Below are 13,131 nucleotides of genomic sequence, written 5' to 3' on the forward strand. Positions count from 1 at the left end.
ATAATAAGTGCCGCTTATGCGACACTTATTCTTTGTGATGATCGCAGGTGACTCACATTATTGATCCTGCCAAATCATTACCTGTGCGGGTTCACCATTGGTGCGGGTTGCACGGTACATCCCCTCAGTATTAAAGGGGGTAGCAACATTGCCTCGATGATCAACCGCAATCACCCCACCAGAACCGCCCGCCGTGATAAGACGTTGATTAATCACTTCATCCGCCGCTTGAATAATGGATTTTTGCTGGTATTTCACCTTGGCGCAGATATCGCCCGCCACTTGGTAGCGAATAAAAAACTCACCGTGACCCGTTGCAGATACAGCGCAAACGCCGTTTTCCGCATAAGTGCCCGCACCAATCACTGGCGAATCCCCGATCCGGCCAAAGCGCTTAGCCGTCATGCCGCCGGTGGATGTCCCCGCCGCTAAGTTACCGTTTTTGTCTAAAGCGACTGCGCCAACGGTGCCAAATTTATAATCGAGATCTTTCATCTCAATGCCTGCAATTTGCTCGGACTTTTCAGCCGCCTGCAAGTTTTGTCTGGCATCGAGTAATTGCTGATAACGGGCATCGCTATCAAAATGGCTGTTAGGTACCAGCGTAAAACCTTGAGTCAAGGCAAACTCCTCAGTACCCGCGCCCGAGAGCATCACATGCTCGGACTTATTCATCACCGCTATAGCTAAATCGATTGGATTAGCAATATGGCGTACACCTGCCACAGCGCCTGCATTCATGGTTTTACCATCCATGATAGAGGCATCTAACTCATGACCACCATCATAGGTGTAAACCGAACCGACACCGGCGTTAAACAATGGGCTGTTTTCCAATACATTGATGGCTGTTTGTACGGCAAGTATGCTATCGCCACCCTGTTCTAATATTTTTGAGCCCTTATCGACGGCTTCTTTTAGTTTATCTTTATAGGCTTGTCGCAGTTCAGGCGTGAGATTGGCTTTAGAAATCGTGCCTGCGCCACCGTGGATCGCAATGGCAAAAGGTTTTTCATTTGCTTGGGTATTTTGTGACATAAAAAGTGCACTCGAGAGAATTAAACTAAAGGTGGCTAATTTTATTTTCATTATTTACATCCCCTTAAACAGTAACGTCCTTTGTAACCATTTCAATGACTAATTTCAATCATCTCCTTGCCTGTTAACGCTATTCTGGCGACAATGAAGTCACATCACAGGGACTATAAAGTGCAGCGATTCTTGCAAATTACCTCATTATCTTTTCGTCTTCATTTGCTACTGAGTCTAAGTTTAGTGGCATCAGCGACTATGGCCGCTGATAACTTTTTAACGCTTTCAGTCAATGGGGTCGACGAAGCCCTGAAACGTAATATTCTCGCCCACTTAGGTGCAATGCCTGACTCCGAAGTGCAGCGTCGAGCCTTCTTATTTAATGTGGAAGACAATGTTACCACCGCCCTCGAGTCTATGGGGTATTACCATGGAGAGTTGGAGGAACATTTAGTCGAGAAAGAGAAAGGTCCTTGGGAACTCAAGCTTACGGTCAATGCAGGTGAACCGGTTAAAATTCAATGGGTCGATATTAATTTTTCAGGCGAAATGCTTGACGACCGAGCCTTCGACAAATGGCTTGCTGAGGTCAATATTAAGCCCGGTGATACGCTAAACCACGGCATATATTCGGATGTCAAATCTCAACTGGTGACGCTCGCCCTCGCGCGAGGCTATTTCGATGGCGAATTTACAGAATCACAGATTAACATCAACCGCGATTTAAACACCGCCCAAATCAGCCTGCATTTTAACTCTGGCGCACGTTACCATTTTGGCCAAGTCAGTTTTGAAGGTCATACCTTAGAGCCGGATATTCTCACCAAACTTATCCCCTTTAAGGAAGATGCGGCCTATTCGACTCGCAGAGTCAGCGCCCTTAACCGTCAATTGCTGGATACGGGTTATTTTTCCAATATTAAAGTGATCCCACAGCTCGATCAGGCAAAAGATAATCAACTGCCCGTCAAGGTAGAGTTGACCGATAAAGCCAGCCATTCCATCGAATTAGGCTTAGGTGGTGATATCGGCCAAAGCGCAGATAAGACCTTCGATCCTAGGGTGCGTGTTACTTGGCGAACCCCGCAGATCAATAAATACGGCCATTCCCAAGAAACCAGTTTGGAGTGGTCGCCAGACAGGCCCAAGTTTTTAACCACTTATACCATTCCACTGACGCATCCCTTAGACGATCAACTCAAAATTCGTTTAGGATTGTTGCGGGATAAATATGGGGTTACACAAGTTTACGAGCCTGAAAATCGTGATTTTCGCAACACAGGGCAGCTAGAAGCGACCAAGTATTTACTCGGTCTATTAAGACAGCAACGGCTGGAAAATCAATGGCTCATGAGCTATTCCCTCGATGCCATTCGTGAAGAATATACTCAGTCAGATATCAACTACAGCCCCAGTTTTTACCTTGCGGGGATTAACTTTTCTAAAACTACCCGTGGCGATAACACCCTCGATCCCAAATCCGGTTTTAGGCAAATATACAGCCTAGATTATGCCGATCCTTATCTAGGCTCAGAAACACGCCTTGCCCGCTTGCAGGCAAAATTTAAGTGGATTGACACCTTTTTTGATAACCACAGAATCGTGGCGCGTATGGATCTCGCCGCCAACCTTGCCAATGAAAATGAGTTAGCCTTGATCCCACCATCACTGCGTTACTTTGCAGGTGGTGACCAAACCATTCGCGGCTATGGCTATCAAGAGTTAGGCCCTTATCTGGACTATATCGATGCCGATGGCAAGGTCAATCGGGAGGTTATCGGTGGCCGTTACTTAATGGTTGGTAGTTTGGAATATCAATATTACGTTACACCAACATGGCGGGTTGCTACCTTTGTCGATGCGGGTAACGCTTTTGATAACAATCAGTTTGAGCCAGTTATCGCCGTAGGCGGTGGTATCCATTGGATATCCCCCATCGGCCCAATTAAGTTGGATTTAGGGGTAGGTTTGAAAGAGACAGACACTATCGACCGCTCATGGCGTATTCACTTAACCATGGGGACAGAATTATGAGTCAGCCCCCAATTCATGAGCCCAATACATCCGCTCAACATGAAAATCAAACGCATGAGCCACAAACTGTGGAACAAAACCCAACTTGTGTTCCGCCTAAAACCCTAAAGCTGCGCCTATGGCAAATATTTAAACTCTTTACGCGCATTATTGTTTACGTCCCCTTAACTCTCTTGGTGATGATGGCATTACTGCTGGGGACTGAAATTGGCTCACGGATCAGTGTCGGCTTAGCCGATAAATTTGTGCCCGATCTGGCGCTCACCTACACCTCAGGCTCCTTAAATAAGGATCTCACCTTAGCCCACGCCAGTTGGTCGATGGAAGGGATTAACGTTGAGCTCAAGAATTTACATTTGGCGTGGCAACCCACTTGTTTGCTACAAAAACAACTGTGTGTGAATGCTTTAACGGCGAGCCAAATCGATGTCAATATCGATACCGAGGCCTTAAGCTCAGGTTCCACTGAAGACGACGTTACCCCCGAAAATGATGAGCCGAGTGAACTGGTTCTGCCCTTTGGGATAAAGCTCGACAGCGCCGAACTGAACAACATCAATATTGCGGTCGATAAGATGCGCTTTTCGGCCAATCATATTCAGACCGCCGCGACTTGGTTTGCCGAAGGACTGACGGTTGAGCAGCTTAGCAGTGAAGGCTTGGCTGTGTTAATTCCTACCGAAGACAGCCCTGTGCTAGACACACAGGCCACAGATCCTCAAGGCGCAAGTATTCAAGTCACAGATACTCAAATCACAGGCACACAAGTCACTGACACCAAGGCAGCCGAGACAGCTGCAACTGCAGCGGCGACAGCAAGTGCTAAAGCTTCAGCGGATAAGCCCATTGCTAATAAGGGAGCTACGGCGCAAACGCCAGCGAATACCCAGGCTGAAAAGCAAATTGATAAAAACGCCGATAAGCAAACATCTACAGAGGAATGGGCACTTGCCCATTTGCCGCAGGTGTTTATGCCTTTTCCGGTGGATGTAAAGCAACTTAGCTTAGACAACAGCCGTTTGCAGATTGGGCCACGCGAAGATCTGTTTAGCCATATTGAGCTTCAGGGGCAATTTGCCAAGTATCAGTTAACCCTTGATAAACTGCAACTTGGCCACAGTTATGGAGATCTTTCTGTGGTGGGCCAACTCGCCCTCGAACAGGACTATCCGCTCGCGCTTGAGGTTAAGGCCAATGTGACTCAGGTTGCCGAGTTGCCGGAGCTGACACATCAACAATTAAGCCTCACGCTTAGCCAAAGTGTCGGACAACTCGGTATTCAAGCCCTTGCAAAAGGAGATGTCGATTTTAGTCTCAATGGGCAATTGACCCTGAAAGATCCCACGCTTCCCTACAAGGTCAAACTGGAGAAAGCCCGCGCACAGTGGCCACTGCAACATGCCGAGTATCTCGTCAGCGATCTTAACCTCGACAGCCAAGGCTCCCTTACTCAACAAGCCGCAATACTCAAAGGAAATGTCACCACACCTTTTCATAAAATGTTAGCCATTAGCGGTGAACTCCATCATCAAGATGCGAAACTCGATATTAAGCAGTTTAATGCTAAGGGCGAGCTAGGTTCGATCGATGTGACTGGTGAGCTAGATTACGCTAAGGCGATCAATTGGAAAGCCAAGGTATTGCTCGATAACCTGAAATTACAGGAAATCACCCTGCCAGAAATAGCGCAGATGCCAGAATCAACGCCAAATAAGGACACGAACACACCGAGCACAAATACCGATAAGGCGATGCCTGCCACTGCAAGCAGCAGCCTGCCAAACAGTTTAATCTCTGGACAATTACAGACCACGGGACGTTTGTTAGATAAACAGTGGCAAGTTGCTCTAGCGGACACTCAACTGTCGGGCAGCTTGCAGGGATATCCATTTGATATCACCGCCGATGTCAGTATCAACGATAAACTGTATATCAGCGCCAAAGGGGTCAATGCCAAGGTACTGGGTTCCACCTTAACTTTAGCGGGAGAAACCAACAAAACCTGGAACATTAAGGGTAAGCTGCAAGTCCCCGACTTTGGTTTATGGCTACCCCAAGCCAGCGGCCAATTGCAGGCCGATATCAATGTCACTGGGGATGAAAAACATCCACAGCTTGAGTTAACCGCGCAACTGGTCGATCTGGTGCACCAAAATATTAAGCTGAGGGAATCCACGCTCAAAGCCTACTATAAGCCTTTGGATGCACACGAATTTGCCCTATCGCTCAAGTCTAAGGCGCTACAACTCGGTTCACAGAATCTAGATACCGTCACCTTTGGCAGTAAGGGCGATATTCAAAACCAAAAACTGACCCTAAGTGCCACTGGGGATTTGGGGCTCGAGCTTGGCGTGACCAGTCAATACGATATGAAAAAATCTCGACTACAAGCTCAAGTGAATAAAATTAACTTGGCAACTCCTGTTGGTCGCTGGGAAATAGATAAAGATATCCTTGTTGCATGGGATCAAAATACAACCAAAGGCAATGTCAGTCCCTTCTGTCTAGTCAACCCTAACAGTAAGATTTGTTTAGATAATCAAATCTCGCTAGGTAAAAAAGGCGAGGTGCAACTAAGTTATGCTGGTAATCTTGGTAAACTTTTAGCCCCAGTATTACCAAGCAATATGGATTGGGATGGTCGCTCTTCGCTATTGGCAAACTTTGCTTGGACCGCAGGGCGAAAACCCACGGCGAATGTCGATTTTAACTTCGATCCCGGTAGCATCAAACTCAAACGCGCCAAAAATCGCGAAGTCACCATTAAATATCAGCAACTTGCTTTAAAAGCTAACTTAGATGCCAAACGACTAATGTCGTCTATCAACTTTGAGTCACAGGACGTGGCAAGCTGGCAAAGTGAACTCACTGTTAACGTGACGCCTGACCGCTCGTTGTCGGGTTATGCCAATATCACACAAATTAACCTTCAACCTCTTGGCGAATTTTTCCCACAGCTCAATACCCTAGAAGGCTTACTGACTAGCAAATTAAACTTTGCTGGTACCCTAGATGCCCCCGAAGTATCGGGTAATGTTTCGCTCACTCAAGGAGCTCTTGCACTGACAGCGAACCCTACCCTTATCAATAAAATTGATCTGTCGATGGATCTTGGCGGTCAGCAGGCATCCCTTAAAGGTCGCTGGATGATGGGCAATGGTTTAGGCCGAATTACGGGACAAATGCGTTGGCCTCAAGGGCAGTTTAGCGGAGAACTTGCCGTCAAAGGCGATAAACTGGCGGTGATCCAACCACCACTCGCACTCTTAGATGTATCGCCCGATCTCACGATTGCTTTTAGCAGCCAACAACTTGAAGTCAAAGGGGTAGTCGATGTTCCCTCGGGTAATATTAAGATAGTGCAACTGGCTGAGGGTGGTGTAGCCTTGTCAGAGGATGTCGTTTTCAATGACTCAATTGCCGCCGCGCAACCTAAAGCCAGCCCCTATGCCATTGTGGCCGACCTGAATATTAACGTTGGCAACGATCTTAAAATCGATGGTATGGGCCTCAAAGGTAAGCTACAGGGAACCTTAAAACTTCAGCAACAGGCGTTTCGCCCACCCCTGTTATTTGGAGATATTAAGGTCAAACAAGGCAACTATAAGTTTATGGGGCAAACGCTGAAAATCCGTACGGGTGAAGTGCAATTTGTAGGCCCACCTTCTGTCCCTAATTTAAATATTGAAGCAATTCGGGAAATTAAGAGCGAAGATCTGGTCGCGGGAGTGCGCGTCACTGGTACTCCAACTCGGCCGGTGGTCACCCTTTTCTCTAATCCTGCCAAGGAACAAGCCGAAATTCTGTCTTATATTATTAAAGGCAGCGGGTTCAACAGTACCAATAATGAGCAGAACAACTCCTTGATGATGGGAGCTGCGCTGGGACTCAGTGCTCAGGTTGGTGGCGGTGGCGCAATTAATAATATTGGAAATACAGCAGCGGGCATTATCGAAGAATTTGGTTTCTCTAACGTGCAACTCGATACTAATGATGAGGGCCGCGTTGCCATCAGTGGTTTTATCGGTGATAACCTTATAGTCAAATACGGTGTTGGCGTATTCAATCCTGGATATGAGATGACTGTCAGATATTACCTGTTATCCCAACTCTATCTTGAAACCGTATCCGGTACCTTAGGGCAATCCCTCGATATCTATTACAATTTCAATATCAAGTAGTGCTTGGCTAGAACGCAGACACAATAGTGAGCTACATGCCGATGATGATATTGACGCTGTGCACAGGCAAAATGATTAAACACCAGCAATTGTTTGATGGTTAAAGTCACTTAACTTGCAAGCATCAGAGTTTGATGAGTGAAAAGCAGCCACAAAAAAAAGCGCCATATAGGCGCTTTTTGCTTCAATTACGCAATTAAGCGTAAACGAAGTCAACGTGTTCAATGATTGGCTTGAACGCGTGGCGTTGCATAGCTTGTGCACGAACGCCTACTTCTTTGCCATCTAATACGATAGTCACTACAGAAGTATAGAAGTCAGCGTTAGCTTGAATGTTGATGATGTCTTTATGATCAAAAACAATAGAAACTGGCTCTTTGCCTGCGCCATAAATAACGGCAGGAACTTTACCAGCATGACGTAGGCGGCGGCTCGAACCTTTCCCTATTTCAGTGCGGGTTTGTGCTGGGATAGTGTAAGACATGTGTTTCTCACTTAAATTTAGAGTAAAAAGTATCACCATTCTCGACCAATGGTGACTCATATAAAGCGCGCGCATACTAACACAGTTACTCAGCAGGTACAAGAACAGCCAGACTCTGAATGCAATGGGGTAATAATGGGATATCGTTATCAATTAACAAGAGTATTTATTGAATTGGGAAACTTGTTCTAGCGCTGTTACATAGGCGAAACACCTTTGATCTGAATCGAAAAACACGCGATCTTGATCACACTTAAGCCATTCGATGCCTGTTAAGCTCGAGCAAATTTTGCCACTTCAGCCTTGTAAAACATGTGTCACGAGCTGTATTTATTGCAACAAGAAAATCGACTCTCCTGCCAATTAGCCCGTGAACTGGTCTCACTCATTAAAACTGTCCCCTATCAGCAGACCACGATAGAGTTAAAATTGCTGGAACTGCTCGCCTGCACACAACAAAAAAACCGCAGTTTACTCATGCTAATGCAGATCTGTGAATCACCGGCAGTTGAGAGCCAAAGACTAAGGCAATTTAAGTTTTCACAAAGTCTGAATAAGCAGGTTAGTGATTGGCAGCAACACCGTGAGATGAATAAACTGGGACAAGTTTTTTTGCCGCTACTCGAGTATTACTTACAGGACATCCAAACGCTAGAGCTGCAATTTTATCAGCAGCTCTCATTAAACACTGAGCAAAAGATACAAACTACCAATGCCGCACAGGACCGCAGTCAACGTGCACAAAACCAGACTTAGGATAATAGCCTACGCCTCCTAGCTTAAGTGATAAAGCCGCATCTCTGATTGTCTTTAATTTGACCCCAGGGATCGCAATATCCATTGCCATGCCTTGCATATGGTAACTTTTTTTAGCTACACCACCACTTTTACCTGCCAACATCGCATTGGTTTTTGGTGAGCGGTAACCAGAAATCACATGGATTTCATTATCAGTATTTAACGTCGTCTTAAGCGTATAAAGCAGATCAAATAAGCGTTTATCCATCGGTGCTGTTACATTTTGACGGTGATCTCGCAGCAAGTGGCTAAAATCGGCCAACACTTCATTCTGATAATGGCCATCGACCCAATAGCTACCATTGTTATATTCACCCGTATGGCGATTATACAGGCTAAGCTCACGCACACCTTTGGTTGAACGGCTCGCTATCGCTTTGGAAGGAATTAAGGAACACAATGCCACACCACTGAGGCCTAACAACAACTGCCTACGGGCAGGACAAAGTAAGGTCACATCATCACCTTCTGTTTGTTTTTTGGACACTGAGAACGCAAATTATCGTGAATTGCCATCTAGATCAAGTCTTGATCGACATGCAAACAATCAGATTAAAAAATCCTTCAAAAGTTCAATCAATTAGAGCATGTTAAAAATCGTTGCCGAAACCACATAACTCAGCTCACTCTCCTGCTGGTAAATGTCATTCCGATATTGCACTTCCCCAGCGTCATCAAGCCATACCGTCCAATAGACAATAAATATGGGCAACTTATCAGACAAGGAAAACCATTGGGATTGGGTGATATCTGAACTTAACTTATCCCAAAGGCGCTGATCATTGACTAAATGGCTCTTAAACCAGCGTGCTAATTCTTCAACCTTCTCGACCCGAATACAGCCCGATGATAAAGCTCTGTTAGCCTTTTTAAAGAGACTTGGCTCAGAAGTTCCATGCAAATACACACTAAAACTATTGTCGAAATGAAATTTATAGCGGCCTAAGGCATTTTTGGGTCCTGGCCGTTGCACCAACTGATAAGGAAAATGCGATGAAGCGAGTACTTGCCATTGTTCTGCAGAATGCTCGGCGCGCTTACCATCATAATCGTAAGCATCAAATTCTCGTTCAGTAAGATAATGCCCATCATGGCGAATATGCGGCAGGATATCACGTTGAATAATCGTGCGTGGCACTCGCCATTCAGGGTTCATCACAACACTGGAAATTTGACTTTTTAATAAAGGCGTTGGCCGCGATGCTTTACCGACAATCACTTTAGACTGTAAAGTCACCTTCCCTTCTTCAACTAACTGGAGCTCAAATGCTGGAATATTAACCAGTAGGTAGCGTGCTGGTAACTGTGGTGTCAATATCCACTGTCTCAGCATATTTTTCGCCAGTAACTTAGCCCGAGTATGGGGCGATTGGTTAAGCCAGAAAAGGGTTTGTTTCCCTATCACGCCATCGGCCTGTAAGCCGTGTTGCTGCTGGAATTTCTTAATGGCTATCACTAGTTCATCGCGATAAATCATCCCATTACTCACCTCTTCAGCAGATTCGATAGTGAGTTCATTTGGCAGAAAGCCTAATACAAAAAGTCGCTTTGCAATTGGCAAAATCAAAGGACTTTGCTGCCCGGGATTTAGTTTTTCTTCCTGTGTTAACGTATCCCATGAAGTCATGTTCTCTAACCTCATGAGCTGTTTAAGCGTAAAGAGCACAGCTCGGTAATGAGTGTCCTGTTGAGTAAATACCTTACTGATACAAGGTTCAACACATTCCGCTTGCTGATCGAGGTAATACCAATAGCGTTCAAGTTGTTGGTGCATCTTAAGCAGTTCGGCTTGTTCATCAGTACTCAAGGGCCGATGTTGCCATTGGCTGAGTTTTTGATAATTAGCTCGAAATACCGGACTGACATCGGCAAGATCAAGCAACAATGTCTGATCGAGTAGTTGTGTAATAGAAATGTCTAGCTCTGTATAACCATGTGTTAATTCGGTAGACTCAGCGGCTTGTGGTGCACTCGAAACGAATGTAAGCACCATCAACAGCGCTTTTAAATACCATTGAAATGTGCAACACCCCAAGAGATAACACCGCGCAAAACGAGTCACAAACACCATAGACATCTCCCTTTGACAACAGTAACTTAGGTAGGTTAAGAGATGGATAAATGCAATCAGTACAGCAAAAAATCAAATGCCTAATCTCAAACTGCACTTTGCGCTGAAAACAAGGAAAATGTACGCGCAAAAAACGAGCTTATAGCAAGTCAATTCAATCCAGTAAGTCGTGCAACGAATTGTTTGCGATACATTTATTATCCAGAGCGAGATTAGTATTAAGATCACTATAGCTGAAGCTGTTCGTAAAATGCAGCTCACTATCGACCTAAAACAAAAATGCCACTGATCATCAGTGGCATTTTTACTATTTAGCGTAATAGAAAGTAATTAACAGAAGGAGACCAGATCCTCTGGCACAAACTGTTCTGGTAGTTTTTGCAAACTCCGCAGCATTAGAGGATTAGCCAGCACTAAAGCCATTTCCTGGCGATTAAAGAGTGCTAAGGCACTTTGCTGACACTGTGCTTCATGTACTTTGACGCGCACAATGGCTTCAACTGGTTCAATCGGCGTTCCGGCGGCACGTAGTGGCTGTTTATCAACCATGGCTAAGTGAAGCTCCATCAGCGCAGGATCTTTCAGCAATTGCGCTAATGTCCAAGGCTGTTCGATATGCGCTTGGTAAGCCGCACGTGCTTCTTGTGCCCTAATACAAATAGGCGCAGGACTGCGTTCTTCTGGAGTGGCGAGGATCCCAATACGTTTGAAAAACTCCCCAATTTTAATCGAACCGGTCCAAGCCGAAATGGGCACCGCTAACCACAAACCAATCAAGGCGGGGCTCATCCACGCGAGCAATGTTAAGGAGTCCAAAATCGCGGCATAACCCAACATGACGCCCGCCAGCATATGCCAGCGGTGGCGATAAATCAGGGTTAACCAAGGCATGCTACCATCGTCACGGCGCTGTGGAGACCAACCACTATCACGTCCCATCAGAATCGACATTACCGCACCGCAGTGGATGAACATCATGATTGGCGCGATCAATGCTGAGAGAATGACTTCAAATAGCACACTAAGCATCGCTTTAATGCGCCCGCCTACGCTGCGGGCAAATTTGCCATCTTTTAACAGCAACAACACGCCAAAGATCTTCGGTCCAAATAACACCACCATAGTGATATAGAACAGTCTCAATGCCCTATCCGAGTCCATGATTGGCCACGTTGGGAATAATGAGAACTGATCGGTGAAGTACTCTGGACGAATAAAGTGGGCCTGCAAAGCGAGCATCAACCCGGTTAAAATCAATAACAACCAAAATGGCGAAGATAAATACGCCATAATACCCGTCATTAAGTGCAGGCGACTAACCCAATGCAACCCTTTAGTTGGCAGAATACGCGAGTGCTGCAAGTTACCCTGACACCAACGACGATCGCGTACCGCTAAGTCAACAATTGATGGAGGGCATTCCTCGTAGGAACCGGGTAAATCGTATGCAATGACCACACTCCATCCGGCACGGCGGATCAATGCAGCTTCAACAAAGTCATGGCTTAGGATATGACCACCAAAAGGTGGCTTACCCTTAAGATTAGGTAAACCCGCAGCGCCCATAAAGGCTTCAGTCCGGATAATAGCGTTATGGCCCCAGAAGTTACCTTCTTTTTGCACCCACCAACCAAGACCAGTACCGATCACAGGACCATAAATGCGTGCAGCAAACTGCTGCAAACGCGCCATTAAGGTGGTGCCATTGATCAGTGATGGAATCGTTTGAATAAGACCCGCATCAGGATCAGCCTGCATCCGCTGCGCTAAGCCCGTGATAGTGGATGACTCCATCAAACTGTCGGCGTCCAGGACCAGCAAGTGATCATAACGCGAGCCCCAACGACGACAAAAGTCCGCTACGTTACCCGCTTTACGTGCGACGTTTTTACGGCGGCGACGATAATAAACACGAGAATGTTTATGGGTTTCTTGGCGAAGAACTAAAAACGCCTGTTCTTCTAACAGCGCAATTTCAGGATCGGTAGTATCACTTAAGATAAACCAATCAAACGCATGCCCATGACCCGTTTGCGATAATGCTTCAGCCATCACAGATACCGCTGAAAATACCCGGTCAGGAGATTCATTATAAGTAGGCATTAAAATCGCAGTGCGCGTGTGCAGCTCAGTTTGTGCAAGCTCGTTTGGTTTAGGCTTTTTCAATAGGAGGAAAAAGCCAGCAATACCACTACAAAACGCCAGTGCAATCCAGCAGAAGTTAATCGCAAATAACGCCAACATCAAATATTCGAGGGGAGTAATCCCTCCAATACTGAAAACTGCGCCCATTTCATAGATAGCAAAGGCCGATAGTAATAAGGCACCACCAACAACAAACACCCGACGGGAAACCCGTGAACGGACTCCATTTGCCACAGTGCTACGGCGTGGAAATCCTTCAGGCATTTGGGTTAAACTTTGGGGCTCCATAGCGCCTGGCCTTTCATTAGGCATAGCGCTACCACCCACGAGTACTTCAGTCTCAAGTACCGAATTCTCGGATACAGTCATATTATGTTGCTCCGTCA

8 protein-coding genes are annotated in these 13,131 nt (G+C 46.0%); 3 read left to right on the top strand and 5 right to left on the bottom strand.

Annotation, left to right across the window (positions count from 1 at the left end; genetic code table 11):
• Nucleotides 1–57: 57 nt before the first annotated feature.
• Entirely contained in the window at nucleotides 58–1,089 is a 1,032-nt protein-coding gene (locus tag FJD32_RS12785; RefSeq protein ID WP_055648380.1) for an isoaspartyl peptidase/L-asparaginase, read from the bottom strand.
• A gap of 120 nt (nucleotides 1,090–1,209) precedes the next feature.
• On the opposite strand from FJD32_RS12785, the gene FJD32_RS12790 reads away from it, so the two are divergent.
• Both FJD32_RS12790 and FJD32_RS12795 read left to right on the top strand, forming a co-directional pair.
• Entirely contained in the window at nucleotides 1,210–3,066 is a 1,857-nt protein-coding gene (locus FJD32_RS12790) for an autotransporter assembly complex family protein (protein ID WP_037429113.1), read from the top strand.
• Nucleotides 3,063–7,247, top strand: coding sequence for a translocation/assembly module TamB domain-containing protein (locus FJD32_RS12795; protein ID WP_088585662.1), 4,185 nt, complete (start codon nucleotides 3,063–3,065; stop codon nucleotides 7,245–7,247). Before FJD32_RS12790 ends, FJD32_RS12795 begins: the two co-directional genes overlap by 4 nt.
• 196 nt (nucleotides 7,248–7,443) lie before the next feature.
• On the opposite strand, the gene rplY is transcribed toward FJD32_RS12795, so the two are convergent.
• A complete protein-coding gene (rplY, locus tag FJD32_RS12800) occupies nucleotides 7,444–7,731 on the bottom strand; it encodes a 50S ribosomal protein L25 (RefSeq protein ID WP_037417983.1) in 288 nt (95 codons plus the stop codon).
• A gap of 312 nt (nucleotides 7,732–8,043) precedes the next feature.
• On the opposite strand from rplY, the gene FJD32_RS12805 reads away from it, so the two are divergent.
• Nucleotides 8,044–8,487 (top strand): hypothetical protein, encoded by a 444-nt coding sequence (locus tag FJD32_RS12805; RefSeq protein WP_037417982.1) that lies wholly within the window; start codon nucleotides 8,044–8,046, stop codon nucleotides 8,485–8,487.
• Here FJD32_RS12805 and FJD32_RS12810 read toward each other — a convergent pair.
• The 3 genes from FJD32_RS12810 to mdoH all read right to left on the bottom strand — a co-directional run bounded on the left by FJD32_RS12810 (nucleotide 8,438) and on the right by mdoH (nucleotide 13,114).
• The gene (locus tag FJD32_RS12810) at nucleotides 8,438–8,986 is read right to left on the bottom strand and encodes a DUF882 domain-containing protein (protein WP_037417980.1); all 549 of its coding nucleotides are present in this window, start codon (nucleotides 8,984–8,986) and stop codon (nucleotides 8,438–8,440) included. The two genes, FJD32_RS12805 and FJD32_RS12810, sit on opposite strands and share 50 nt — an antisense overlap.
• 123 nt (nucleotides 8,987–9,109) lie before the next feature.
• The gene (locus FJD32_RS12815) at nucleotides 9,110–10,522 is read right to left on the bottom strand and encodes a L,D-transpeptidase family protein (RefSeq protein ID WP_240199955.1); all 1,413 of its coding nucleotides are present in this window, start codon (nucleotides 10,520–10,522) and stop codon (nucleotides 9,110–9,112) included.
• Between the two features lie 408 nt (nucleotides 10,523–10,930).
• A complete protein-coding gene (gene mdoH, locus FJD32_RS12820; RefSeq protein WP_140907350.1) occupies nucleotides 10,931–13,114 on the bottom strand; it encodes a glucans biosynthesis glucosyltransferase MdoH in 2,184 nt (727 codons plus the stop codon).
• Nucleotides 13,115–13,131: the final 17 nt, after the last annotated feature.

This window comes from Shewanella sp. LC6 (assembly GCF_006385735.2).
Classification (GTDB): domain Bacteria; phylum Pseudomonadota; class Gammaproteobacteria; order Enterobacterales; family Shewanellaceae; genus Shewanella; species Shewanella xiamenensis.

Coding starts and splice junctions, on each gene's coding strand:
- FJD32_RS12785 (WP_055648380.1), bottom strand. CDS start 1,089: ATGAAAATAAAATTAGCCACCTTTAGTTTAATTCTCTCGAGTGCACTT.
- FJD32_RS12795 (WP_088585662.1), top strand. CDS start 3,063: ATGAGTCAGCCCCCAATTCATGAGCCCAATACATCCGCTCAACATGAA.
- rplY (WP_037417983.1), bottom strand. CDS start 7,731: ATGTCTTACACTATCCCAGCACAAACCCGCACTGAAATAGGGAAAGGT.
- FJD32_RS12805 (WP_037417982.1), top strand. CDS start 8,044: ATGTGTCACGAGCTGTATTTATTGCAACAAGAAAATCGACTCTCCTGC.
- FJD32_RS12815 (WP_240199955.1), bottom strand. CDS start 10,522: ATGGTGCTTACATTCGTTTCGAGTGCACCACAAGCCGCTGAGTCTACC.
- mdoH (WP_140907350.1), bottom strand. CDS start 13,114: ATGACTGTATCCGAGAATTCGGTACTTGAGACTGAAGTACTCGTGGGT.